We start from the raw sequence: 25416 nt of genomic DNA, 5'->3' as shown, positions 1-25416 counted from the left end.
TGTTTATGCTTTTACCAGTGACTGGTACAATTCAAAGGTTAGCTGTGCTGTTTTATCCCAATTAAAATGGGTGGCTCTTACCAAACCTTTCTGAATCATTTCAGTCTGCAAGGTACTATTATTCATCACCTCCCAAATTTTTTCTGTTATGTCATTTGAATTGTTCGGGTCAATTAAAACTGCCGCATCGCCTGCAATCTCTCCGGTACTGGATCCTACCGATGTAATCACCGGACAGCTACAGGCAAAAGCCTCAATTATCGGCAATCCAAATCCCTCATATAAACTTGGATACACCAATGCAATAGCGTGATTATATAAGGCAGCCAGTACTTCATCAGTTTGGATCGGTTGATACACCACCTGCTGTTGAATACCCCATTGTTTTAGCATATTCATTTCTGACCCTTTGAAAGGACCTCCTCCGGCACAAACCAGTTGCAAAGATGAACGCTCTTTTAAAACCGGTACCATACTCTCAACAAACCGGTTAAAGTTTTTATAGGCAAATCTTTTTCCCGTATATAAAATGTAGTCTGTTTGAATTAAACGGGAAAGACTATACCGATTAATATTTTTTTCGAAGCTGTTTCCGTGGTAAATTGTTTCAATTTTTTCAGGAGCCACGCCACATAACTCAATCAAATCCTTTCTTGTATTCTGGGAAACAGCTATGATTTTGGAAGCCTGCTGAATATGTTTGGCTCTTACAGAAAGGATATGCTCAAATTCTTTCTTCTCCTTGTGAAATCGCTCGTCAATCATATCGTGAATGGTTATAACCATGGGTTTTCCCGCCGACCTTGACAAAGAAGATTTATTGTAGTAAGTAGGGTGAAAAATGTCAAAGGGCTGCATTCTCGAGGCAAAACTATCATATGCATTTGACAGGAGTCGGTTTAAGTCTTTCTTTCCTTTAAAATGAACTTCATTCCAGGCTGTTTTTCCTCTTAGTTGTTCCAGAAAAATATTGTCTGCCGATAAGATATCCAGCTGAATATGCACACCTGGTTTTTGTTGCAGTCGCTGAATCAATTCATAAAAATAACGCGAGATACCGCCATATGGCTGTTCGCAAAAAATCTGATAATCATACCTAATTGTCATATTCCGTATCTTGCCTGCAATATTTGCGTTCACAATATGGTGCCTAAAAACTTCAATCCCTCCATCAAACATCCTCTTTATTTTATTAGAAAGGGTCTGTTCCGTAAAATTAGTTTTTATGCACCACAACTCAAGGGTAAACTACTCGACTTTGGTTGCGGTGAGAAGCCTTATCAATCCCTTTTTACACAAGTTTCTTCCTATACGGGTCTCGACTATCAGGGGGAGGGGCATGATCATCAAAATGAAAATGTGGATGTTTTTTATGATGGCAAGCATATTCCGTTTGCCGATGCAAGTTTTGATGCTGTTTTTTCGAGCGAAGTATTTGAACATGTTTTTGGATTGTCGCAGATTTTGCCTGAAATCAGCAGGGTAACCAAACCGGGAGGTCAATTGCTAATTACCTGTCCATTTGCATGGGAAGAACATGAAATGCCTGTTGATTATGCGCGCTATACACAGTTTGCATTGAAAGATATGCTGGAGCAAAATGGATATGAGATACAGGTGATAGATAAGAACGGACACTTTGCACTGGCTTTATTTCAGTTGTTTGTCTTGTATATTCATGATCACTGGATGCACAACATTCCTTTTCTAGGAAAATACAATTGGTTTAAAAAGATTGTCCGCCAAATTGGTATTCCATTATTGAATGGAGGATTCCGATTGTTTGAACCTTTCTGGCCAAAATCAGATAGGTTTTATTTAAATACGATTGTACTGGCAGTTAAAAAGCCCAATGCGTAAATCATGAAGAAGATAGTTTATACGGTTTGTTCGGCCAATCATTTGGCGCATTGCAAAACAATGGCGGATTCGTTTATTGCCCAACATCCTGAATATAGTCTCTATATTGTTTTAGTTGATAGGGTAGACGGAAGATTTGATTTAAATTCATTTAAGCCTTACAATATTATAGAAATCAGTGAATTAAGCATACCTGATTTTGTTGAATTTACACAACGATATACAGTAATAGAGTTGAATTGTGCGGTAAAGTCTTTTGCCGCTCAATATTTGTTCAGGGAATTCGCGCCAGATATGCTACTATATATAGATTCTGATACATTCATTTACAATAATTTATCTATAGTTGAATCTTATTTAATTCAAAATAATATCGTAATTACTCCCCATTATACTTCTCCTCTTCCCAATGATCATTTGCTGCCCAGGGAAAGGGATATTTTGCGCTCTGGTTTATACAATGCCGGTTTTATTGGTTTCAGCAATAGTGCTGAAACACATCGTTTTCTGGCCTGGTGGTCAGGGCATATGCAAACAGAATGTCATTATAACTTTGAAGAGGGAATGGGGGTAGACCAAAACTGGTTGAACTGGGTCCCTTTATTTTTTGAAGGAGTTTACTTGGCAAATGACCCGGGCCTCAATGTTGCGTATTGGAATTTACACGAAAGAAAACTTACTGAAAAGGATGGCCGTTACTGGATAAATGATGAATATCCTTTGCTATTCCTTCATATTAGTGGATACGATTTTGCCAAACCAGAACAATTGTCCAGACATCAGAATCGGCATATGCTTTCTACGCTCCCGGTCTTGCAATTGCTTTTGCATCATTATACGGAAATAGTAAAAGCCAATGGTTGGGATTTTTACAGGGCCTTGCCTTGTGCTTATGCCAAGCCAGTCCAAAAAAGTATGGGAATCATGAAGACAATCAATCAGTTATTGGCTCCATTGAATATTAAAATCAATAAAATTAAATAAATCGCGCCTACTGTCCGGTTCTTCCGGTTACCACTGGCTTATTCTTTTTGGCTTGCTTTTTATTGAATTCTGCCACTTCCCTGGGTAAGGCTTTAGTTTTGCTTTTGGCCGAACTGTCTGCTGGATTTTTGGATTTGTTGGGGATGTTGTCTGCGGAGGCATTAATGGATTGAGCATTTTTGTTAGCGTTTCTGTTTTCTAACAGTGCATTTTCTCTTTCCGATTTCAATTGCCCCATATTGTATTCCTCCGATTCTATCAATGCCCCTGTATTCGGATTAAAAGATCTCCAGATTCCATGTTTTAAGGATCCTCCTTCGTTTTTAACTACGATGCGTTCATATTGCAAGGGATTGGCGGGATCAGGAACGTCTAAAGTATCAAATGCCTTTTCTGGATTTATCGCTCTCCAGCTCTCTTCTCTTTCTAATCCAGTGAGCGTAAAATACCTTTGTTTGCCTTGAAGGTTTCCCCACCGATAGTTTTCCTGAGCCAACAGATCGCCCATTAAATTGAAAGTTCTCCAGACACCTTCTTTTTTATCGTTAATGAAAACACCTTCTGATTCGGTTGCAGGAGTTCCTCTTAGTTTGGGAGCAGATACAATCCATTTACCTTGTTTCATTCCCTTGTAATCGGTACAATTCAGGGTATCTCCTTTAGCGGATAATTGATAGGTTTTGCACTGTGCAAAATTGACATTCACCGAAAAAATGAACAGCGGTAGCAATAGAAATCTCATATTACTTACATTGGGATTCGAAAATACTAAGCCGATATGAGAAAAACATTTTTATCGCTGTTAATGATTTCTTCATTTTTTGCGCAGGCGCAGGTTAAACCTACTCCAGCAAGCGAAAGACTGAAGAGTATTGAAATCAGAAAGCAGCTGAGTACTGAATCCCCGGCCAATAAAACTGCTTTCAGGAATATTGGGCCAACTGTTCAAAGTGGAAGAGTAGTAGACATGGATGTGAATCCTGCCGATCCTACCGAATTCTATGTAGCTTATGCTACAGGTGGTTTGTGGCAAACAACCAATAATGGGATGAGTTTTACGCCCATTTTTGATTCAGAAGATATAATTGGCATTGGAGATATTGCCGTAAACTGGAAAACCCGTGAAATTTGGGTTGGTACCGGTGAAGTAAACAGCAGCCGTTCTACTTATGCAGGATTAGGCGTGTATAAATCAGCTGACAATGGTAAAACTTGGACTTGGTTAGGATTACCGGAGAGTCACCATATTGGAGAAATTAAATTGCATAGTACCGATCCAAACACTGCCTGGGTGGCTGTTTTGGGACATTTGTACTCTCCCAATAAAGAAAGAGGCATTTACAAAACCACAGATGGAGGTAAAACTTGGAAGCAGACCTTATTTGTTGATGAAAATACAGGAGCTGTTGATCTGGATATCAATCCTTCGAATCCGAATGAATTGTATGCAGGTATGTGGTACCGTACCCGTAAAGCCTGGAATTTTGAGGAAAGCGGAAAGTCTGGGGGGATTTTTAAAAGTACCGATGGTGGTGAAACCTGGCAAAAGGTTTCTGTAGAAGGTGCAGGTTTTCCTACCGGTGATGGCGTAGGTAGAATTGGCTTAGCCATTTATCCCAAGAACCCCAATATTGTGTATGCTGTTGTAGACAACAATGAATTGAGACCAGCTACCAACCGTACCAACAACGCTGTAACTACAGATACGGGGGCGTATACATTAAATACTTTTCAGGGGATTACCAAAGAGCAGTTTGCAGCATTGGATGAGAAGAAGCTGAACAGTTTTATCCGTGGTCCAAGATACCGTTTGCCTGCAGAATATACTGCTGCTTCCATTAAAGAAGCAGTAGCAAATGGTAAATACAGCCCGAATGTTATTTGGGATTACTTCTATGATGCCAATGCGGCTATTACAGCTGCAGCTGTGAAGGGCTGTGAATTATACAGAAGTGATGATGGAGGTAAAACATGGAAGAAAACCCACAATGAACCAATTAATATTTATAGTTCTTATGGATACTATTTTGGTAAAGTATTCGTGAGTCCAGTAGATGAGAATAAAGTGGCATTAACCGGGGTAGATTTATTGATGAGTACCGATGGTGGTAAGAAGTTTGCTTCCATTGATGGACCATCTGTTCACTCTGATCACCATGCTTTCTGGTTTAGTGCTACTAAGGATGGTCATGTAATCAATGGTAATGATGGTGGATTAAATATGAGTTATGACTACGGTAAAAACTGGTCTAAACTGAATTCACCTTCTGTTGGTCAGTTCTATGCAATTGAAGTGGACATGGCTGTACCTTACAATGTGTATGGTGGTTTACAGGACAATGGTACCTGGTATGGCTCCAGTAAGAATGTTGAGAATATTGGTTGGCATGGATCAGGTAACTATGCTTATAAAAGCATCAATGGCGGAGATGGTATGCAGGTACAGGTTGACTGGAGAGATAACCGCACAGTTTACAGTGGTTCTCAGTTTGGTAACTACAATCGTCAGGTTATTGGAGCGCCTGCTACCGGAGAAAGAGGCCCTAGAGGTACCATGGTTAAACCCAATCGTGCTTTAGGCGAATCTTCACTACGCTTTAACTGGCAGTCTCCCATTGTTTTGAGCAGACATAACCAGGATGTATTTTATTTCGGAAGCAATAAGTTTCACCGTTCATTTAATAAGGGAGAGAATATGATGGCGATGAGTGGTGATTTAACTACGAATCCTCAACAGGGAGATGTTCCGTTTGGCACGCTTTCTACCATCAGTGAAAGCCCTGTCCGTTTTGGATTGATTTATACTGGTTCTGATGATGGATTGGTTCACGTTACCAAAGATGGTGGATACAGCTGGACCAATATCAACGGAAAATTACCAAAGGGATTATATGTGAGCAGGGTAGTAGCAAGTAAGTTTAAAGAGAGCCGTGTGTATGTTACTTTAAACGGATATAGAAATGATTATTTCAATGCATTGGTATATGTTAGTGATGATTACGGAGCTACCTGGAAGCAGATTGCCAAAGACCTGCCTTATGAATCTGTGAATGTGTTGAGAGAAGATCCTATGAACGAGAACATTCTTTATATTGGAACTGATGGCGGTTTATACGTTAGTCTGAATGGAGGGAACAGTTCTGTAATGTGGAATAAAGGATTGCCTTACAGCATTCCGGTTCACGATATTGCTATTCATCCAAGAGACAATGAAATTGTATTGGGTACACATGGCAGAAGCTTATATGTTGCTAGCTTGTCTGAAATTCAGAAGGCTGCGAAATAAGAAAGCATGTTAGAATGATGCAAAACAAATGCATCATTGTTGATGAGTTCTTGAAATAAATTTATCTGAAAAGTTCCGGTTGCTCAGGCGGCCGGAACTTTTTTTATGATCCAGCAATCTTGCCCACCCATTTTTTCGGGATGGGTTTTACCTTCCCAATATTGTACTATTTCGAATTTATTCCTAAGTATAGCATTGAATGATTCAGCATCATGATAAGTAGTCATTAAACGATGCCCTTTTTCTTTGTAATCCGTTGTGAAGGCCCCTGCTGCTTTTAATTGACCCATTTGGGATGCATTTAACTGATGATAATAATTACTGCCGTGCGTTGTAATAATGGCTATAGCATTGTCTTTCATTATTCTTTGCAACTCTGATAACCAATGAACTGTTTCTTCGGAAGGAATATGTGTGCATACGGAAATCCCCCAAACTACATTGAAATACTGAGAGGGATAGGGAAGGTATTCATTTGTAATACAGTCAAAATAAACCCTGTCTATGTATTTTTTACACCAGTTAATTCCAAATGCGTCCAAATCTGTACCGTAGCATACCGCAATGGGAAGAAGTGTTGGAACATGGCGTATGATTCTGCCAGTGCCTGTACCCCAGTCAAGGATAACTGGGTTTTCTGTGTATTGAATCTGACTCCATTCTAAGAGTTCTTTTGCAGCCAGTAATCCATCTTCGTAATACCGTTGATAGTTGAGTTGGAAGGTATTAAAAAGCGCTCTGTCTGTTGGAAAGACAAAGCGCTTTTGTTTTTTCTGAAATTGACGATTACCCAAAAAATGGCTGAATTGCTGGATGCGGAAATGCAATTCGTTTAGTAAAGGACTTGCGCCTATAAAACGAAAGAATTGTTTTCCTGCTTTTTTTACCAGCTTATTCATTTGGTAAAGTTACTTCTCCGGATATAACACAGCATGAATAATATTGCTGTTGTTCAATACCAGACCAGCCGCTTTACGAATGTCTTCTATGCTAACTTCATTTATAATTTTAGGATAATTCAAAATTCTTTCAGGGTCATTCTCCGAAAAGTAAATCCCCTGTAGTAAGTTGCTCCAGTAGCGGTTATCTTTGATATTTACTGCATACTTTTCCAATAGCGATTTCTTTACTTTATCCAGGTCTTTCTGCTCTGGTCCCTGCTGTTTTATCTTTTCTATTTCTGCATTCGCAGCTGCTGTTAATTTGTCTACATTCTCGGGACCACAGGGCAATTGTAACGCCATCGTATAGCCTTCGTATGGATATTTAGATAAAGAACCATTGATGCCTCCTCCATAGATACCGCCGATTTTTTCTCTTAACTCTTCTATGATTTTTATATTCAGGATTTCAGAAAGCATTTCTGTATGTAAAGCCAGTGATTCTGAATAAGCTATAGTGCCTGAGTAAACATTAAATATAAAACTCTTCGGCTCCTTGCCTTTAAAGAATTTTAATTCTTTCTGGCCGGGAAGAATCCGTACGCCATTGTCTTTAAATGCTCCCTTTCCGCCTTTGGAAGGTAAGCCTCCAATATAGGTTGCCAGTAATGGTTTTACTGTATTCAAATCTACATTGCCTACCATAATGAATGTATAGTCACTTGCATCATGCGTCTGTTCCTTATAAATTTCAATTGCTCTATTCAAGTTAATCTGATCAAAATCGGAAGCTGTTGGTACAACGGAAGGGGCCAATGGGTTTCCGCCATACATGATTTTATAAACGCTGTCGATGAATGCGGTTGTTGGGTCTGATAGTAAAAACTGAATCTGAGATTTTGTTTTTTCTTTCCAGCTATTGAATAAACTTTCGTCTTTTCTGATTTGAGTAAAGTTCAGGTACATTAACTGGAACATGGTTTCCATGTCTTTGATACTGCTGTTTCCGCTTACCCTTGTGCTTAAAGCATTTAGTCCTACGTTAGCATTGGCAATTTTGCCAGAAAGGAATTTCCGTAAATCAATCGGACTGAAAGCTCCTATTCCCATTTGCTGTACAGCAGCAGTAGCATAGGCTGCACTGAATTTATCTGCAAGGCCATATCCATTTATTCCCCCTTTTTTGAACCCGGTCAGAATAATTTCGTCCTGTTTGAAATTGGTATTTTTTATAATTACCCGGGTTCCGTTGCTATAGGTTAACTCAGAAATACCCAGTGCATCATTCTTTTTTTCACCAACCAATTGTCCTGCAGCCGGCATTTTTTCTAATAAGGAAGCAGCTAAGGCTTTTTCTACATATGCTTTTAATGGGCTATTTGCAGCTGTTTGAATGGAAGCCAGTAACTTTTCTTTATTGGGCAATGCAAAATTGCTTTTCTCCGGCCCCTGCACGGAAACAAATATTTTTTCGTTTTTCTTTAATTCATTGGCCAGTGCATTTACTTCAGCCAATTGAACACCAGGCATCAGGGTATTCTTGTATTTGAATTCTGTTTCAATTCCGGGAATAGGCTCCTGTTGTAAAAAGTTTCTGATATATTCTTCAACCAGTACACTGGATTCTGTTTTGTCTCTGTTATTGTAAGACCTTTCAATACTTGCCATTTGTTGTTTTTTGGCTCTTTCCATTTCAGATTGGGTAAAGCCAAATTTTTTAATTCTTTCAATCTCCGTTAGCATAGCCATTAGGGCAGTATCAGGACCTTTTGGGCCAGGAACGGCAAAGGCATTAAAGGCCTCATGTCCTCTTGCATATGAGCCAAAATTACCTCCTGCAAAACTGAATGGAGGATTGCTGCTTTGCGCTAGTTCATTCATCCGCTGATTCAACATACTGGTGAATAAAGATTTGATGATGCTGTTTCTTCTGTAATCTTCAATGGTTTGCTCAGCTTGTGTTTTTACAGTAGCATAATTCAACTCCACAGTAAAATTGGTGGCTTCTTTATCTGTTACTACTATTCCATCATGCTGGGTTCTTGCAGGTACGGTTGCATAAGTACGGGGTCTTGGATTAGCAGGGTTTTTTAATCCCCCAAAATATTGTTGAATTAATTTTTCTGTAGCGGCTATTTCAATGTCTCCTACAACCATTACCGCCATTAAATTGGGGCGATACCAATCTGCATAAAAGCGCTTTATAGCGCTGTGTTTAAAGGTTTTTAACAGGCTGTCTTTCCCAATTGGTAAACGCTGAGCATATTTAGATCCGGCATATTGTTTTGGATATATTTTTCGGAACATTCTGTCTTCAGCACCTTTACCCAATCTGCTCTCTTCCAGAATGATGCCTCTTTCATCATCAATCTGCTTTCCTTCAAAACTCACACCTCCTGCCCAGTCTTGTAGAATCTGTAATCCCTTTGTAAAATTGTTAGGGTCACTTAAAGGGATAGGTAGTATATAAACTGTTTCATCAAAACCTGTATAGGCATTTAAATCAGCACCAAAATCAACACCAATACTTTGAAGGAAACTAACCAACTCATTCTTTTTAAAGTTTTTGGTTCCGTTAAACGCCATATGTTCTGTAAAGTGTGCAAGACCCTGCTGGTCATTATCTTCCAAAATGGAGCCGGCGTTAACAACCAATCTAAGTTCTACTTTTTTCTCAGGTTTGGCATTCTGTCGAATGTAATAGGTAAGCCCGTTGGATAACTTACCAATTTTAACTTTCGGATCCACCGGAATTTTTTCTGACAAATTCAGCTGTGCATTGGCGGTAAACACAGCAGTCATGCAGATCAGTAAAATGAATCTGCTAATCATACTAATTTTCTTCATAAAAAAAGGTTGTATCGCAAGATACAACCTCCTCTATATCACTTTATAATAATATTAAAACTATTACGAATATTTTTCTATTTTAATACTTCTTCTATTGGTTGGCCAATATTGCCACTAGGTTCCTGAATTTTTAAAAGAGCAGCTACAGTAGAAGCTATATCATGCATATATACTCTTTTACTAGATCTTCCCTGTTTAATGCCAAAGCCATACCATAATAAAGGAATATGAGCATCGTATGAATACCATAAACCATGGGTAGTACCAGTTGCTCCACCATCAATGTATCCGGATTTTAAGACCATCTGTATATCTCCACTTCGGTTATATAAAAACCCATTGGCCATTTTCTCTCTCATGTACTGAGGCATAGGGCTGGTTAAAATTTCACTGGTTGGGAAGGCATTTAGAATATAATCCTTCTTCATCAGATAATTTACCATGAACTGATTAAGGGCTTTTTTATCTGCATTAACACTATCCAGTAAATCCCTGTTGAAGTGTACCTGATAATTAAAAAGACTAACAACCGCTTTGTCAATACCAAATTTGGTTTTGATGGCTTTATTCATCTCATCCATTGCAGCTTTGTCGTCCAGCGTGCCACCAGGTAGTTTGTTCTCTTTCATAAAACCCGGAACGTGTGCTACTGCATGGTCGGCACTTAAAAAGGCAGTATATTTTCCTTTACCAACAGTTGCATCCAGGAAGTCGAACATTTTGCCAAGCTCTTCATCAAGCTTAATATAATTGTCAACGATTTCCCAGGAATTAGGACCAAAACTGTGACCTACATAATCCGGAGAAGAAAAGCTAACTGCCAGCATATCGGTGATGGCATCCTTTCCTAGTTCTTCTGCTATAACGGCGGCTTTAGCCATTTCTGCAGTAAGTGTATTGCCCCAATGAGAGCCAACCACTTTTGAAAATCCTTCATTTTCCTTTCTGCTTAGGTCATAAGGCATTTTCACTTGATTGGCGCCAAATGGCTTGGATTCATAATTTTTTTCATCAGCAGTGGCATATTGCAGGTATTGCTGATCGGCCAGTGATTTATTCCAACCTAATTTGCTGAGTGAATCAGGAACCTGTCTGTTATTGAATGAAATAACCCATGCTGGTAATTCATTATAATAATAAGTACTGGTGATGAAATTACCCGATTTTGCGTCGAACCAGTAAGCCCCGTTTGCACTATGACCGGCAGGTAATATGGCGCCACGATCTTTAATAGCTACCCCAATAACTTTACTTTTAAAATTGGTGGCCATTCTCAATTCATCTGCTATGCTGGTAGTAAGCATATTCCTTGGACTCATTCTACCGTCACTGGCACCTTTTGCGCCTACACCCTCAACTGTTCTATCTTCACTGCAATAAACAGCTCTTTTTAATTGACTGTCATACCAGGAATTACCGGTTATTCCATGAACAGCCGGCACGGTTCCTGTATAAATTCCTGTATGTCCACAGGCTGTTACAGAAGGGGTGTACCCAATCTGACAGTTGTCGTTGCTGAATCCTTGATTCATCATTCGCTTAAATCCTCCGTTCGATTTAAACAGGGGGGCAAAACGCTCCAGATAATCCCAACGCATTTGATCAACTACAATACCCACCACCAACTTGGGGGCTTTTTCTGTTTGTACTGCAGGATTGTTTTTCTGTGCTACAGCTCCGGACTGAATAAGCAAAGCAAGACCGAATGTCTTGAGAAATCGCTTGTGTAATATTGAGTAATTCAAGGTCTTTTGTTTTTTGTTCTAAAGAGGAGCAAGATACTGCTTGTGCTACAATAAGCCTTGTGCTTTGGTCCTAATTTATTAAATTTGCAAAAAATTTAATCTAACAAATCCCCATTATTTATGGCAGATATTTTTGAGAAATTATTGAAAAATGCCGGTCCTTTAGGTCAACACCGCGAGCGTGCACATGGTTATTTCGCTTTTCCAAAACTGGAAGGTGATATCAATAGCCGAATGAAGTTCAGAGGTAAGGAAATGATTGTATGGAGTCTGAACAATTACCTGGGCCTTGCCAATCATCCAGAGATCAGAAAAGTGGATGCTGAAGCAGCAAAGGAATTTGGGTTGGCGTATCCAATGGGGGCAAGAATGATGAGTGGAAATTCCAATTACCACGAGCAGCTGGAAAGAGAACTGGCAGCATTTGAGCACAAAGAAGATGCTATTTTGATGAACTTTGGTTATCAGGGTATCATGAGTGCCATTGATGCAGTTTGTGGTAGACACGATGTAATCGTTTATGATGCAGAAAGCCATGCTTGTATTATTGATGGATTAAGATTGCATCCAGGGCATCGTTATGTATTTAAACACAATGATGTAGAGGATTGTGAAAAGCAACTGGTAAGAGCTACTCAATTAATTGAAAAGCAAAAAGCCGGAGGAATTCTGGTGATTACGGAAGGTGTTTTTGGTATGGCAGGGGATCAGGGTAAACTAAAAGAAATTGCTGCCTTGAAATCCAAATACCAATTCCGTTTATTGGTAGATGATGCGCATGGATTTGGTACCCTTGGTAAAACAGGTGCTGGTGCCGGAGAAGAACAGGGATGTCAGGATGCCATTGATTTATACTTTTCTACTTTTGCAAAAAGTATGGCATCCATTGGTGCATTTCTTGCAGGTGATAAAGCCATTATAGATTTTATTAGGTACAATATCCGTAGCCAGATTTTTGCCAAGAGCTTACCTATGCCAATCGTAATTGGTAATTTAAAAAGGTTGGAAATGTTGCGTACCATGCCAGAGTTAAAAGAGAAACTTTGGAGCAATGCGTTGAAACTGCAGAATGGATTGAAAGCAAAAGGATTTGATATTGGCAATACCAATTCACCTGTTACTCCTGTTTATATGAAGGGTGGGGTAGAAGAAGCTACTGCTATGGTGATGGACTTGAGAGAGAATTACGGCATATTTGCTTCTATTGTTGTGTATCCAGTTATACCTAAGGGGCATATCATCTTCCGTTTGATTCCTTCTGCAGCGCATACAGATGCTGATATTGATGAAACGCTGAAAGCATTTAGTGAAACAAAAGCCAAGTTAGATGCAGGTGCCTATAAAGTGGAAGTAATTCCTGATATGGCAGAGAAACAGGTTTCATAGTTGTAGTTGATTGAATAAGCTATTCATTGGAAAACAGTCTCATAACTTATAAGATAACCGCATAAAAAAACCAGGTCAATTGACCTGGTTTTTTATTTATCAAATGTATTGTTTTCTATGAAATGGGTTCAAAAACAAACCCATGCCATCTTTTATAATTTGCTAATGAGTTCTTTAGCCATTCTCACATAGTCTGCATTCTTTGCTTCAGTTGCAATGCTGATACATTTTTCAGCACTTGCCTTGGCATCAGCTTTCTGACCCATGTCTTTCTGAATCTTTGCAGTTAATAAGAACAACCAGAAAGCCTTTGGATTGGCTTCAGTGGCTTTGTTTACATTCTGCAATGCTTTTGCATAATTTTTATCCCACTCATAGTAGAAATTAGCTGCAGCCTGGTAAACATTCGGGTTTACTTTTTCTGCACCTAATGCTGATTCCACTTGTGCACGTAATCTGTCTTTTACATTTGTGCTGATAGGAATGCTAACTGCAACCTTTCCCCAGCTTAACTGTAGGTCAATGCTTTCTGCTTCTACGTTTGCAAATTGGAAAGTGAAAGTTTCAGTACTGCTGTTGGTTTTAGCTGCTTTAACTTTAAAACGAACTACGTCTTCACTTTGCTTGTAACCATCTGTTCCCCAGTTATTCAAACCTTTGTTTACCACAACTTCCCAGTAGTCTACTCCCGGAACGGTATATAGTACGTAAGCTCCGGTATCTAAGGTAGTTCCACCCATTGTTACTTTATCGGAAAAATGAATTCTGGTAGCAGCATTGGCACCGGTTCTCCATAATTGGTTCAATGGAGCCAACTCTGAATTTTCTTTTAACATGGCTCTTCCCTTAATGTTAGGACGGGAATAGGTTAATTCAATTTTGCCCATGCCAAAATCCTGAGAGATTTTTTGTGTAGTACTAGGCTGGGGCATTCTTATTTGTGCAAAACCCATTACGCTGCTCAATAAGGCAGCTGCAAGTAAAGTCTTTTTCATATCATTAAATGTTTGAACGTCAAACTTAGTTCTTCCCCTTCAAATGCCGCAATTTTTTTAGAAAAATCGGAGGAATGTTTAGCGATTTAACAAAATGATTATTTAAACCCCGGATGAAAACGTTGAAGTGTGTCCCTTAAATAGTTATTGTCGAGATGGGTGTAAATTTCAGTTGTGGTAATACTTTCATGTCCCAGCATTTCCTGCACTGCTCTTAAGTCTGCACCACCTTCTACCAAATGAGTAGCAAAAGAATGACGAAAAGTATGTGGCGAAATACTTTTGGTAATACCTGCTTTCAGTGCAAGATCTTTAATGATGTAAAAAATCATTACTCTCGACAGTCCCTTGCCTCTGTTGTTCAAAAAAAGGTAATCTTCAAAGCCGGGTTGAATGGGCTGATGCACCCTTACCTGGTCCTTGTATATCTTAATACATTTTATAGCAGAGCTCCCAATGGGTATTAATCTTTCTTTGTTTCCCTTTCCGATAACTTTAATGAATTCTACATCTAGGTAGAGTCCTGATATTTTTAATCCGACCACTTCGCTAACCCTTAAGCCACAACTGTACATGGTTTCCAGAATTGCTTTATTTCTGGTTCCTTCAGGCGTACTTAAATTAATCTGTTGAATGATGCTTTCAATTTCATTGAAGTGCAAAGTGTCGGGCAATTTTCTTTTTGCTTTAGGAACAGTAAGTAACACAGAAGGATCGCTGGTACAAATCTGTTCTATGATGCAGTATTTAAAAAAGCTTCTTATGCCTGATATGATTCTGGATTGAGAGCTGGCTGTCATACCCAGTTGGTTAATCCACTGAATAAATGCCTGTAGGTCTTTTAAAACAATATCTGATGGGGCTTTTTGTTGTTCTAAAGTAGATAAGAAACTGGTTAGCATTTCAATGTCATGCAGGTAGGCTTCTACGGAGTGTTCACTAAGTGATTTCTCCAGTTGCAGATAAGCTTTGAATCCTTTTTTATACGCTGTCCACATGAATGATAAAGATAACAGCTATATCATTATATTCGCTTACAGACTCAAGTAAAAGTTCCATTGGTATGTTAGTTAATCTTAGATCCTTTAAGCAGAAAGTACGTCACAACGCCAAAAGCATGAAGAAGTTTTTGGGTAAGATTGAAAAGAATCCTCCTAAGGGTTTGGATAAAATGGCAGAAAAAGTAGAAGCGGAAGTTTGGAAGGAAGTAGATTGCCTTAGCTGTGCCAATTGCTGTAAATCGATGAGCCCAACATTCAATGCAAAAGATCTCAAAAGAATTGCAGCACACCTTGAAATGTCTGTTGCAGAGTTCAAGGAAAAATGGTTATACTTTGATGAGGAAGATGGAGACTGGATGAATAAAAAACAACCCTGCCAGTTTCTGAATCTGACCAATAATATGTGCAGTATTTATGAAGTAAGACCGGACGACTGTTCAGGTTTCCCGCATCTGAAAAAGAAAAAAATGGTGGAATATATTCACGTGCACCAACAGAATATAGACTACTGTCCGGCAACATTTAAAATGGTTGAGAAGTTTCAGGAATTACTCAAAAAGTAGTCTGGCAATTCTGCCGCCACCACCTGCTAAGAAAACAGCATTCCCTTTTTTGGCTTTTTGCACCACATGAAAGCCCAGCTTACTAATATTGTCCCAGTTCATGCCACCATCACGGGAAATATCTACACCCGAAGTGCCACAGCTGATTAACGTATTTTCATTCAGGTAAACTACGCTTGACCGGTAACCATGTGGAGGCGTTATAGGTTTGGTAAAACTGATGCTTTTGCCGAACACAACTTTTACTGCATTGCCTTCTCTTATGGTGTCTCTGGCAAAATCTCCACCTACAATAAATGCAAATTTACCAGAAGGACTAATATCTATAGAATTAGCCCCGGTTGATTCTTTCCCCTGCAAAAGCGGCAGTGCATAGCTATCCCGCTGATCTCTGACATTGATGATTCTGGAAGCTTTTCCTCCCGTAACCATCCAGGTTCCTGATTTAAATTGATTTTCTGAAGAAACAATTTGCAGATTACTGCCACTAGATGCAAAAAATGCTTCCCCTTCCTGTAATGGAATTCCATCTTTCAAATGAGCATGCCAGCCTTCCCCTTCATTATTGCTTAAAGCAAAAAATGCTTTTCCATTTATTGGATCACCCACAACCTGAATGGTTTTTCCATATGCATGCATAGCATCTAAAAACATGCCCTTGGTACTGTCTGTAAAAACGGTGTACCAATTGTTGCCACCATCTTTTGTTTTAAGTATCATTGCTGGTTCGGCAATGGCCATAATAATCGCAACCTTGTCGCTATAGGCTTCTATGTCTCTGAAATCCCTTTTTTCAAAACCGGGAACCTGCATCCATTGAATGTTTATTCCTCCGTCGGTTGATTTGCCCACCATGCCGTTGCTTCCACTGACCCAAATAATTTTGTCTGACACCACGCTTAATCCACGGATACTTGTTTTATTTCCTTGGCTCAATATGTTAATGGAAGCAGTGTTTTGTGCGGAGATACTTGTCAGGGGCATTGTTAATGTCGCGAGTAAAAATATTTTTAAATATGAAGTCATAAGTTCATTTTTGCGCTTGTTAAATTACGCAGGTACAAAAACAAGGGATCGCGTAATTGGTAACAAGATAATTTAATTTATTCTCAATATAAATACAGACCAGATGATTCCTTATTGGATGAGCAGAACCCAGTTGCTACTGGGAGACGAGCCAATTGAAACCTTACAAAAAAAACATGTTCTAGTGGTTGGCTTGGGCGGTGTAGGTGGCATATGTGCGGAAATGATTGCTAGAGCAGGTGTAGGTAAAATGACTATTGTAGACGCAGATACAGTTGACCTTAGCAATACCAACCGACAAATTCCGGCATTGCATTCTACTGCAGGAAAACTAAAGTCTGAAGTAATGGCAGCGCGATTGAAAGATATTAATCCGGAAATAGAATTAATTGTAAAGTCCATTTACATTAAAGATGAAATTACACATCAGTTACTGGATGAAGCAAAGTATGATTTTGCCGTTGACTGTATTGATACATTGTCGCCCAAAGTGTTTTTTATAAAAGCTTGCCTGGACAGAAAAATACCGATGGTAAGCTCTCTTGGTGCAGGAGGAAAAGTAGATCCGTCTCAAGTGGTGATTACCGATATATCTAAAACCTATCAGTGTAATCTGGCTAGCTATGTTCGCAAAAAATTACACAGTTTTGGCATTTATAAAGGAGTCACTGTGGTATTTAGTGCCGAGAGAGTGGATCAGTCGCGCATTATTGAGACAGAAAAAGCCTATCCCAAAAAATCAATTATTGGTACCATATCCTATATGCCTGCAATATTCGGTTGTATGGCTGCCAGTGTAGTCATTCGGGGTTTGTTGAAACAGGAAGATTAAATCCGGATCTATCAATAAAGCAGGTAGGGTTGAATGGCTTTGTTCCACCCTAGCGGATTGGTTATTTTTGTACATTGCTGCAGAAATGCCGGCATAGATAATTCGTATAGTTTTTCTGCATTGGCTATTCCGGTGAGTTTGTCTAAATGATGTATTCCGTCAGGATTTACGTAGGTTTTATATCCAGCCCAGGCAAAATGATCCGGGTGCATGTCTTTAATCATCCTGATTAAAACAAGACCAAAGAATACAGGCTTGAAAGTATCCGGATAAATTACTTTGAAATGAACGCCGTTGCATTGTTCACCCGCGAATTTTGCATCCTGTGGAATAAAATGAACAGGTTTAGCTTCCAGTTCTTCCCCGAATAATTGATTAATTTGTCTTGCCAGTTTATCATGCTGCAACCAGGGAGCACCCACTACTTCAAAAGAAAAATCGGTAGACCTGCCTTCAGAAAGATTGGTTGCTTCTAGTAAACAAAGCCCAGGATACAACATCAAAGATTCAGCCGTTTGTATCGCAGGAGAAGTGGCCACAAAGGGTATACCCCAATCGGTTTGAAACATAGACCTTTTCCAGTGCTGGCAGGGTATTACTGTAAGGTCGGCTTTAATCCCTCTGATTTCATTGAAATACAATGCCAGTTCTCCTAAAGTACAACTATGCCGTAATGGAATATTCCATCTGCCGATAAAAGAGGCACAAGATTCCTCCAGAAAAGGACCTTCCTGTACATCGGCTAAACCGGATATGGGGTTGGGCCGATCCAGAATTATCAGGGGTTTCTGGTATTTGGCACAGGCTTCCAGTAAATAACTTAGTGTCCACAAATAGGTATAAAAACGAACACCGGCATCGGGTACATCAAATACCAGACAATCCAGATCTTCCATATCTGTTTGGTCCGGAGCTAATTTTTGTCCATACAAACTGATAATGGGTAAGTCGGTTAATTCATCTACACCATTGTGCATGGGTGCACCGTCTGCGCCTTTTGCACTTAGTCCGTGTTCAGGAGAAAAAAGTTTGCGAATGGTAAAGCCGGCTTGTTGCAAAACCAGTCTGGAAGGCTCTATGGCATGTGTTGTAGCTGCTTCATTGGTTACCAACCCAATTTTACTGTGCTTCCACTCAATGGCAGCTGATTGCAACAGATAATCAATTCCAAATAATACAGACATATCTATAGCGTTACTGGTCTTTGGTAAAGTGCATTTCTTCTTTCAGCGCTTCCACCACATTGAATATGATGGGACAACGGTCATAGTGCATAAAAGTGGTAAAAATTCTTCGCTTGAAATGGGGCATATGCAAGGCTGGAAATTCTTTACACCCTTCAAAACGATATTCGTAAACAGAACATTTGTTATTGGCAAGAAAAGGGCAGGGCATTCGATTCATGATCATGAGTCCGTTACTACCTTTTTCTAAATAGGTTTCATCAAAGTTGGATCTTGTCATGTTCAAGTGTCCGGATAATCGGTCTGCTTCGCCCTCATTCAGGCAAACCATTAAACTTTTGCAACAATTGCCACAGTCTGTGCAGGAGATAGTTGGACTAATTAAAGCGTCCAATTCCTGAACCTTGGCATCAATTTCCTCATCCTTGTATTCTTTGATAAATGCACTGAAACGATCGTTTTCCTCTTGGTGTCTGGCTGCATAGTCGGCCATTATAGCCAGATCTGTCTGGGGCTTGAAAGGGCTCTTCATTAATATAAAGGTAGGATTTGAGGTATAAAATCCACGAAAAAGAACGATTTATCCACATAAAAAGCGCTTTTGTAGATAATAAAACTTGGGCTGCGATTTGAGGGACTTAGATTTGCCGTTAGCAATATTCGACTTAAATAGGATTTATGGCAGAAGATAAGAATTTGGTAAAATATGACGAGGATAGCATCCGGTCGCTGGATTGGAAAGAGCATATTCGGCTTCGTCCGGGTATGTATATTGGAAAATTAGGGGATGGTTCTGCAGCAGACGATGGGGTATATGTATTAATCAAGGAAGTGATTGACAACTGTATTGATGAATACACCATGGGACATGGGAAGCAGGTTGAATTGACCATTGAAGGTAAAATGGTTACAGTAAGAGATTATGGTCGCGGAATTCCTTTAGGCAAAGTGGTGGATGTGGTAAGTAAAATTAATACCGGTGCCAAATACGATAGCAAAGCATTTCAGAAGAGTGTGGGATTGAATGGAGTAGGTACCAAAGCAGTGAATGCCCTGAGCAGTCATTTCTCGGTTACTTCTTTCCGAGAAGGAAAAGCCAAAACGGCTGAATTTGAAAAAGGGGTTCTGGTTAAAGATCACAAAGAAACCAAAACGGATGAGCCCAATGGAACCCTGGTTCAGTTTACTCCCGATGATTCTGTATTCAGGAATTTCCATTTTATTCATGAGTACCTCGATAATCAGTTATGGAACTACTGTTATTTGAATGCTGGGCTTGCCATGCATTTCAATGGCAAAAAATACGTGAGTAAAAACGGATTGCTCGATTTATTACAACGAAAGACCAATCCCGATGAATTACGTTATCCCATTATACATTTAAAAGGAGATGATATTGAAATTGCCATTTCGCATAATAACGATTACGGGGAAGATATTTTTTCCTTTGTAAACGGTCAATATACTACACAGGGCGGAACGCATCAACAAGCATTTCGCGAAGCATATGTAAAAGTAGTCAGGGATTTTTATAAAAAAGATTACGATGCTTCAGATATCAGAACCAGCATTGTTGCTGCAGTCTCTGTAAGAGTGCAGGAGCCTGTTTTTGAAAGCCAGACCAAGACCAAGCTGGGCTCTCAGAATGTATCTGAAGGCGGACAAAGTATGAAGTCTTTTGTGTTGGATTTTTTAGCCAAAGAGCTAGATAATTTCCTGCATAGAAATCCGGCTACTGCTGATGCTTTAAAAAAGAGGATTGAACAGAATGAAAGGGAAAGAAAGGAACTGGCTGGTATTAAAAAGTTGGCCAATGAAAGAGCTAAAAAAGCCAATCTGCATAACAAAAAGCTGAGAGATTGTAGGGTGCACCTAAATGATGAATTGCCTGCCAAGAATAAAGAAGCATTTATTGCACTGCAAAAAGATACGACCATATTTATTACTGAGGGTGATAGTGCCAGCGGTAGTATTACTAAAAGCAGAAATGTAGATACGCAGGCAGTATTTAGCTTGCGAGGTAAGCCTCTGAATTCATTTGGCGAAACCAAAAAAGTGGTTTACCAAAACGAGGAGTTTAATCTACTGCAACATGCTTTGAATATTGAAGATGGATTGGAAGGGCTACGTTATAACAATATCGTGATTGCAACCGATGCTGATGTGGATGGGATGCATATACGATTATTGCTAATGACTTTCTTTCTGCAGTTCTTCCCTGATCTGGTTAAAAAGGGACATGTTTATATTTTAGAAACACCTTTGTTCCGGGTAAGAAATAAACAGGAGACCATCTATTGTTATGATGAATCAGAAAAACAGGCTGCAACAGCGAAATTGGGGAACAAGCCTGAGATTACGCGATTCAAGGGATTGGGTGAAATTTCTCCGGAAGAGTTTGGTCGTTTCATCGGAAGGGATATGCGCCTGCAACCGGTAATTTTAGAACAGGGAGATCATATACAGGACTTCCTGGAATATTATATGGGTAAGAATACCATGGAAAGACAAGAGTTCATTATTAACAATTTAAGAGTTGAACTTGATTTAGTTGACTAAAAAAAAGGAATAGATGATTCATATTGTATTTGAAGCGGCTAATGTAAAAGTACTGCAGTTAGCCATGGAACTGGATGAAAGTTTGCTGGGGGAAGTGTTGGAAATCAAAGATGATTTTGCTGTAGGACCCATTGAAGATCTTTACGCTACGGAAGGGTATCAGCAAAGAAGAGATTGGTGGAAAGAAGTACTGGAAAATTCACCATACGAAAATCAACTGGACCTGGTAGATGATAAAATGACAGTACACCAATTGATGAAGCAAATGGAAGAAGATGATGCGCATGAATTATGGATATGGATGGGGCAAAATGCACACGATGTTTGCGGTTATTACTGGTTAATGAGTCAGTTAGCCAATTTTGCAGGTCGAATTCAAGTTTTGTATTTGAATAATCTACCATTCTTTAATGAGAAAGGAAATATATTTTATCCTACACACTTACATGAAATACAGCCGAGGGAATTTATGAAGGCCAAAAAACTGGCAAGACCAATTACCTTAAGTGAATTTGAAGTTGACCCGGATGAGTGGAAAAAAACAATGCGAGAAAATGCATTGGTGCGTTTTTTAGAAGGGGGTAAAAAAATTGTAGGTAAAGAAGTTCAGTTTTTTGATAAATATTTATTGGCTCAGATAGGAAAAGATGCACAGAAACTAACAAAAATTATTTCTAGTGCGCAAAGTAAAATGCCCGTTCAGACAGGGGATGCTTTTTTGGTATGGCGTTTAAAATGTCTTGCGAATGAAGGAAAGCTGACTGTTCAGGGTGATTGGGCAAAGGGCTGGAAGGAAATTACCCTGCAACTTGTAGCTGCATAGCGCCTTCGAAGTTGTTGCTAGGGATAAGTTTAATTAAGTTGGTTGTTTAAGTACAAAGCATGGCAAAAGAGAAAATAGACAGAAGGGTTTTTGAAAATGAAACCGGGGTTCAGGGACAATATAAAAACTGGTTCCTTGAGTATGCATCGTATGTAATACTAGAGAGGGCAGTGCCTGCATTGGAAGATGGATTGAAGCCGGTGCAGAGAAGGATTCTTCATTCCATGAAAGAAATGGACGACGGAAGATTCAATAAAGTCGCCAATATTATTGGACAAAGCATGCAGTATCATCCGCACGGTGATGCCAGTATCGGGGATGCCTTAGTCAATCTGGGTCAAAAAGATTTGCTAATTGAGACCCAGGGTAACTGGGGTGATGTAAGAACAGGGGATTCAGCGGCAGCTTCCAGGTATATAGAAGCCCGTTTGTCCAAATTTGCACTGGAAGTAGCTTTTAATGCAAAGACAACAGAATGGCAACTAAGTTATGATGGAAGAAAGAACGAGCCGGTTCATCTTCCGATGAAGTTTCCTTTGTTGCTTGCACAGGGAGCAGATGGTATTGCGGTTGGTTTATCTACCAAGATATTGCCACATAATTTCTGTGAACTGATAGATGCTGCTATCAAACATTTAAAAGGAAGAAAATTTGAATTGTACCCGGATTTTCAGACCGGGGGCATGATTGATGTTTCTGCTTACAATGAAGGCAAGCGCGGTGGTAAAGTTCGTGTAAGAGCGCATATTGAAGAACTGGATAAGAAAACATTGGTCATCAGGGATGTGCCATACGGCGTAACGACTACCCAGTTAATGGAGAGCATTACCAAAGCGAATGAACAGGGGAAAATCAAGATTAAAAAAGTTACAGATGTAACCGCCAAAGAAGTTGAAATTCATATTGATCTAGCAACCGGTATTTCTCCGGATATAACCATAGATGCCTTGTATGCATTCACAGATTGTGAAGTGAGCATTTCTCCGAATGCCTGTGTAATTGAAGCGCACAAGCCTCGCTTTATGGGTGTTCAGGAATTACTCAAGTCTTCTGTTGATCTTACCAAAGGACTTCTAAAGAAGGAGTTAGAAATTAAACTAGCAGAATTAGAAGACAAATGGCACTATACTTCTCTGGAAAAAATATTCTTTGAAGAGAAAATCTACAAGGAACTGGAACAAAAACATGCTACCTGGGAAGAAGTAATTGCTGCAATAGATAAAGGATTTGGACCATTTAAGAAAAAACTGAAAAGGCCGATTGAACGTGAAGATATTTTAAAGCTGACTGAAAAACCAGTAAGAAGAATTTATCGTCTCGATATCAATGAATTGAACAATCAAATAAAAAATATTGAAGCAGATATTCAGCAGGTTAACCACGATTTGGAACACCTGACCGATTTTGCTATTGCCTACTACGACAATCTTTTAAAGAAATTTGGTAAGGGCAGGGAAAGAAAGACAGAAATAAAAGAATTTGATACCATTCAGGTAAAGCATGTTGCCATTGCCAATACTAAATTGTATATCAATAGGGCAGAAGGATTTATTGGTACTGGTTTAAAGAAAGATGAATTTTTATGTGAGTGTTCTGATTACGACGATATCATCGCTTTCACCAAATCGGGTATCATGAAAGTGATTAAAGTTTCCGATAAAACCTTTATTGGGAAAGACATTATTCATGCGGCCATATTCGTAAAAAGTGATGAGCGAACTACTTACAACATGATATACCTGGATGGCAAGTCTGGGGTGAGTTATGCAAAACGATTTAATGTTACAGGGGTTACGCGAGATAAAGAATACGATTTAACCAAGGGAACAGAAAAAAGCAAAGTACATTATTTGTCTGCCAATCCAAATGGCGAAGCGGAAGTGTTGAAGATCATACTGAGTCCGAATTGTACTGCTCGTATTAAGGAATTGGATTTCTATTTTGAAGAGCTGGAAATTAAGGGAAGGGGCAGTATGGGTAATCAGGTGACCAAGTATCCTGTGAAAACCGTTAAACTGAAAGAAGCAGGCAAGAGTACCTTGGCCGGAAGAAAACTCTGGTTTGATGATAAGTTTGGTAGACTCAATACAGAAGAGAAAGGTCAGTATCTTGGCATATTTGAAGATGAACGAATTCTCGTGATTTATCAGGATGGTTCCTATGAATTAACCGATACTGAGATTACGCAACGATTTGAACCCGAAAAAGTAGCTTTAATTGAACAGTTTAATCCCGATAAAACAATTACTGCTGTTTACCTTGATGCAGAAAAAGGGCAATACAATATCAAGCGTTTTAAAATTGAAACCAGCACACTGAAAACACAATTTACCTTTATTAAAGAAGGGAAGGACAATCGACTGGAAGCAGTTACCACAGAGGCAGAACCGATTCTGGTAGTGCAAACCGGCAGGGGGCAGCAGGTACGCAAAGCCAAATTTAAAGTGGCCAAAATGGTAGAAGTGATGGGGTGGAAAGCAGTTGGAGCCAAGCTAACCGATTTTAATAAGAGCATAGAAATGGAGTGGGAAATAAGACCCCCTGCAGATACAGCGCAAACCGAATTATTTTAATTCAGCCATATGGAATCTATTCAAGTTGGTCATTACAATACATTAAAAGTAAGCCGTAAGGTTGATTTTGGATTTTACCTGGACGATGGTGCAGATGGCATATTGCTGCCAAAACGATTTGCACCTAAAGACTTGAAAATTGGTGACGAATTGCGCGTGTTTGTTTATCATGACTCTGATAACCGTTTAATTGCTACTACACAAGAACCCAATGCGGTAGTGGGTGAAATTGCCAAACTGAAAGTCGTTTCTGTTACTAAACAGGGCGCTTTTCTGGATTGGGGGTTAATGAAAGATTTATTTGTTCCTGTTTCTAAACAGATTTCTGGAATGCGCATGGGGGGCTCTTACCTGGTGATGCCCTACATTGACGAAATGACCGGTAGAGTAGCCGCTACAGAAAAGATTGAGAACCTGATGAGCAATGATGAGCTCACAGTAAAAGAAATGGATCCGGTTGATTTATTTGTTTATCGTACTTCTGAGTTAGGGTATGTTATGATCATCAATAACAAGCATATTGGTATCCTGCATGGCAATGAAGTTTTTCAGAAGCTGGAAATAGGTGATAAAGTAAAAGGCTTTATTAAAACCATCAGACCCGACAATAAAATAGATGTTGTTTTAGGGAAGCCTGGATTTTCCAAAGTAGAAGATGAAGGACAGAAAATTCTTCAGCTGCTTCGCGAAAACAATGGATATCTTCCATACAACGACAAGTCTGATCCCACCGATATCTATGACTTCTTCGGTATGAGTAAGAAAGCATTTAAAATGACCACCGGTAATTTATACAAACAGAAACTGATTTCTTTTACGCAGACAGGCATTCAGTTAATTGAATCCTAATTGCACTAACGCGTGTTAG

General features: G+C 39.3%; 20 protein-coding genes. 10 read left to right on the top strand and 10 right to left on the bottom strand.

The window, feature by feature from the left end:
* Positions 1–3: 3 nt before the first annotated feature.
* Positions 4–1107: a glycosyltransferase family 4 protein gene (locus tag TEGAF0_RS03880; RefSeq protein WP_264900218.1), complete on the bottom strand. Its 1104-nt coding sequence runs from the start codon at positions 1105–1107 to the stop codon at positions 4–6.
* Between the two features lie 36 nt (positions 1108–1143).
* On the opposite strand from TEGAF0_RS03880, the gene TEGAF0_RS03875 reads away from it, so the two are divergent.
* Positions 1144–1860: a class I SAM-dependent methyltransferase gene (locus TEGAF0_RS03875; RefSeq protein ID WP_264900217.1), complete on the top strand. Its 717-nt coding sequence runs from the start codon at positions 1144–1146 to the stop codon at positions 1858–1860.
* A gap of 3 nt (positions 1861–1863) precedes the next feature.
* On the top strand, positions 1864–2844 hold the full coding sequence (locus TEGAF0_RS03870; protein ID WP_264900216.1) for a hypothetical protein: 981 nt from the start codon (positions 1864–1866) through the stop codon (positions 2842–2844).
* A 7-nt stretch (positions 2845–2851) separates the two neighbouring features.
* Here the strand turns inward: TEGAF0_RS03870 and TEGAF0_RS03865 are convergent, their stop codons facing one another.
* On the bottom strand, positions 2852–3586 hold the full coding sequence (locus TEGAF0_RS03865; protein ID WP_264900215.1) for a toxin-antitoxin system YwqK family antitoxin: 735 nt from the start codon (positions 3584–3586) through the stop codon (positions 2852–2854).
* A gap of 36 nt (positions 3587–3622) precedes the next feature.
* Between TEGAF0_RS03865 and TEGAF0_RS03860 the strand changes: the two genes are divergently transcribed.
* Entirely contained in the window at positions 3623–6130 is a 2508-nt protein-coding gene (locus TEGAF0_RS03860; protein WP_264900212.1) for a WD40/YVTN/BNR-like repeat-containing protein, read from the top strand.
* A gap of 83 nt (positions 6131–6213) precedes the next feature.
* Here the strand turns inward: TEGAF0_RS03860 and TEGAF0_RS03855 are convergent, their stop codons facing one another.
* From TEGAF0_RS03855 to pafA, 3 genes are all read right to left on the bottom strand, one after another.
* Entirely contained in the window at positions 6214–7029 is an 816-nt protein-coding gene (locus TEGAF0_RS03855) for a class I SAM-dependent methyltransferase (protein WP_264900210.1), read from the bottom strand.
* 9 nt (positions 7030–7038) lie between these two features.
* The gene (locus TEGAF0_RS03850; protein WP_264900208.1) at positions 7039–9858 is read right to left on the bottom strand and encodes a M16 family metallopeptidase; all 2820 of its coding nucleotides are present in this window, start codon (positions 9856–9858) and stop codon (positions 7039–7041) included.
* Between the two features lie 77 nt (positions 9859–9935).
* The gene (gene pafA, locus TEGAF0_RS03845; protein ID WP_264900206.1) at positions 9936–11606 is read right to left on the bottom strand and encodes an alkaline phosphatase PafA; all 1671 of its coding nucleotides are present in this window, start codon (positions 11604–11606) and stop codon (positions 9936–9938) included.
* A gap of 120 nt (positions 11607–11726) precedes the next feature.
* Here pafA and TEGAF0_RS03840 point away from each other — a divergent pair, with 120 nt between their 5' ends.
* Entirely contained in the window at positions 11727–12992 is a 1266-nt protein-coding gene (locus TEGAF0_RS03840; RefSeq protein ID WP_264900203.1) for an aminotransferase class I/II-fold pyridoxal phosphate-dependent enzyme, read from the top strand.
* Positions 12993–13144: 152 nt separating this feature from the next.
* Here TEGAF0_RS03840 and TEGAF0_RS03835 read toward each other — a convergent pair whose 3' ends face one another.
* Together TEGAF0_RS03835 and xerD are read right to left on the bottom strand one after the other, a co-directional pair.
* The gene (locus TEGAF0_RS03835) at positions 13145–13987 is read right to left on the bottom strand and encodes a DUF2911 domain-containing protein (protein WP_264900201.1); all 843 of its coding nucleotides are present in this window, start codon (positions 13985–13987) and stop codon (positions 13145–13147) included.
* Positions 13988–14085: 98 nt separating this feature from the next.
* Positions 14086–14985 (bottom strand): site-specific tyrosine recombinase XerD, encoded by a 900-nt coding sequence (gene xerD, locus TEGAF0_RS03830; RefSeq protein ID WP_264900199.1) that lies wholly within the window; start codon positions 14983–14985, stop codon positions 14086–14088.
* A 119-nt stretch (positions 14986–15104) separates the two neighbouring features.
* Between xerD and TEGAF0_RS03825 the strand changes: the two genes are divergently transcribed.
* Entirely contained in the window at positions 15105–15551 is a 447-nt protein-coding gene (locus TEGAF0_RS03825; RefSeq protein WP_264900197.1) for a YkgJ family cysteine cluster protein, read from the top strand.
* On the opposite strand, the gene TEGAF0_RS03820 is transcribed toward TEGAF0_RS03825, so the two are convergent.
* Positions 15537–16535, bottom strand: coding sequence for a WD40/YVTN/BNR-like repeat-containing protein (locus tag TEGAF0_RS03820; protein ID WP_264900195.1), 999 nt, complete (start codon positions 16533–16535; stop codon positions 15537–15539). The genes TEGAF0_RS03825 and TEGAF0_RS03820 overlap by 15 nt on opposite strands.
* Positions 16536–16680: 145 nt before the next feature.
* On the opposite strand from TEGAF0_RS03820, the gene TEGAF0_RS03815 reads away from it, so the two are divergent.
* Entirely contained in the window at positions 16681–17409 is a 729-nt protein-coding gene (locus tag TEGAF0_RS03815) for a tRNA threonylcarbamoyladenosine dehydratase (RefSeq protein WP_264900193.1), read from the top strand.
* 11 nt (positions 17410–17420) lie between these two features.
* Here the strand turns inward: TEGAF0_RS03815 and TEGAF0_RS03810 are convergent, their stop codons facing one another.
* Both TEGAF0_RS03810 and TEGAF0_RS03805 read right to left on the bottom strand, forming a co-directional pair.
* Entirely contained in the window at positions 17421–18593 is a 1173-nt protein-coding gene (locus tag TEGAF0_RS03810) for an exo-beta-N-acetylmuramidase NamZ family protein (protein WP_264900191.1), read from the bottom strand.
* A 10-nt stretch (positions 18594–18603) separates the two neighbouring features.
* Positions 18604–19125: a YkgJ family cysteine cluster protein gene (locus tag TEGAF0_RS03805; protein WP_264900189.1), complete on the bottom strand. Its 522-nt coding sequence runs from the start codon at positions 19123–19125 to the stop codon at positions 18604–18606.
* Between the two features lie 146 nt (positions 19126–19271).
* Between TEGAF0_RS03805 and TEGAF0_RS03800 the strand changes: the two genes are divergently transcribed.
* The 4 genes from TEGAF0_RS03800 to TEGAF0_RS03785 are packed head-to-tail and all read left to right on the top strand — an operon-like array spanning position 19272 to position 25397.
* Positions 19272–21152, top strand: coding sequence for a DNA topoisomerase IV subunit B (locus TEGAF0_RS03800; protein WP_264900187.1), 1881 nt, complete (start codon positions 19272–19274; stop codon positions 21150–21152).
* A 13-nt stretch (positions 21153–21165) separates the two neighbouring features.
* On the top strand, positions 21166–21975 hold the full coding sequence (locus TEGAF0_RS03795) for a DUF1835 domain-containing protein (RefSeq protein WP_264900185.1): 810 nt from the start codon (positions 21166–21168) through the stop codon (positions 21973–21975).
* A gap of 59 nt (positions 21976–22034) precedes the next feature.
* Complete coding sequence (locus tag TEGAF0_RS03790; RefSeq protein WP_264900183.1) at positions 22035–24548, top strand: DNA gyrase/topoisomerase IV subunit A; 2514 nt, start codon at positions 22035–22037, stop codon at positions 24546–24548.
* Positions 24549–24557: 9 nt separating this feature from the next.
* Positions 24558–25397 carry a CvfB family protein gene (locus TEGAF0_RS03785; protein ID WP_264900181.1) on the top strand — a complete coding sequence of 280 codons (840 nt, stop codon included), beginning with the start codon at positions 24558–24560 and terminating at the stop codon, positions 25395–25397.
* The last annotated feature ends 19 nt before the right edge of the window (positions 25398–25416 follow it).

It is taken from the genome of Sediminibacterium sp. TEGAF015 (genome assembly GCF_025997995.1).
Classification (GTDB): Bacteria; Bacteroidota; Bacteroidia; order Chitinophagales; family Chitinophagaceae; genus Sediminibacterium.
Note: the sequence above shows the minus strand (reverse complement) of the source record. Positions and strands in the feature narration are given on the sequence as shown.

Excerpts from the sequence above, each read along its gene's own strand:
- TEGAF0_RS03880 (WP_264900218.1), bottom strand. The coding sequence starts at position 1,107 with ATGACAATTAGGTATGATTATCAGATTTTTTGCGAACAGCCATATGGC.
- TEGAF0_RS03875 (WP_264900217.1), top strand. The coding sequence starts at position 1,144 with ATGGTGCCTAAAAACTTCAATCCCTCCATCAAACATCCTCTTTATTTT.
- TEGAF0_RS03870 (WP_264900216.1), top strand. The coding sequence starts at position 1,864 with ATGAAGAAGATAGTTTATACGGTTTGTTCGGCCAATCATTTGGCGCAT.
- TEGAF0_RS03865 (WP_264900215.1), bottom strand. The coding sequence starts at position 3,586 with ATGAGATTTCTATTGCTACCGCTGTTCATTTTTTCGGTGAATGTCAAT.
- TEGAF0_RS03860 (WP_264900212.1), top strand. The coding sequence starts at position 3,623 with ATGAGAAAAACATTTTTATCGCTGTTAATGATTTCTTCATTTTTTGCG.
- TEGAF0_RS03855 (WP_264900210.1), bottom strand. The coding sequence starts at position 7,029 with ATGAATAAGCTGGTAAAAAAAGCAGGAAAACAATTCTTTCGTTTTATA.
- TEGAF0_RS03850 (WP_264900208.1), bottom strand. The coding sequence starts at position 9,858 with ATGAAGAAAATTAGTATGATTAGCAGATTCATTTTACTGATCTGCATG.
- TEGAF0_RS03840 (WP_264900203.1), top strand. The coding sequence starts at position 11,727 with ATGGCAGATATTTTTGAGAAATTATTGAAAAATGCCGGTCCTTTAGGT.
- TEGAF0_RS03835 (WP_264900201.1), bottom strand. The coding sequence starts at position 13,987 with ATGAAAAAGACTTTACTTGCAGCTGCCTTATTGAGCAGCGTAATGGGT.
- xerD (WP_264900199.1), bottom strand. The coding sequence starts at position 14,985 with ATGTGGACAGCGTATAAAAAAGGATTCAAAGCTTATCTGCAACTGGAG.
- TEGAF0_RS03825 (WP_264900197.1), top strand. The coding sequence starts at position 15,105 with ATGAAGAAGTTTTTGGGTAAGATTGAAAAGAATCCTCCTAAGGGTTTG.
- TEGAF0_RS03820 (WP_264900195.1), bottom strand. The coding sequence starts at position 16,535 with ATGCCCCTGACAAGTATCTCCGCACAAAACACTGCTTCCATTAACATA.
- TEGAF0_RS03815 (WP_264900193.1), top strand. The coding sequence starts at position 16,681 with ATGATTCCTTATTGGATGAGCAGAACCCAGTTGCTACTGGGAGACGAG.
- TEGAF0_RS03810 (WP_264900191.1), bottom strand. The coding sequence starts at position 18,593 with ATGTCTGTATTATTTGGAATTGATTATCTGTTGCAATCAGCTGCCATT.
- TEGAF0_RS03805 (WP_264900189.1), bottom strand. The coding sequence starts at position 19,125 with ATGAAGAGCCCTTTCAAGCCCCAGACAGATCTGGCTATAATGGCCGAC.
- TEGAF0_RS03800 (WP_264900187.1), top strand. The coding sequence starts at position 19,272 with ATGGCAGAAGATAAGAATTTGGTAAAATATGACGAGGATAGCATCCGG.
- TEGAF0_RS03795 (WP_264900185.1), top strand. The coding sequence starts at position 21,166 with ATGATTCATATTGTATTTGAAGCGGCTAATGTAAAAGTACTGCAGTTA.
- TEGAF0_RS03790 (WP_264900183.1), top strand. The coding sequence starts at position 22,035 with ATGGCAAAAGAGAAAATAGACAGAAGGGTTTTTGAAAATGAAACCGGG.
- TEGAF0_RS03785 (WP_264900181.1), top strand. The coding sequence starts at position 24,558 with ATGGAATCTATTCAAGTTGGTCATTACAATACATTAAAAGTAAGCCGT.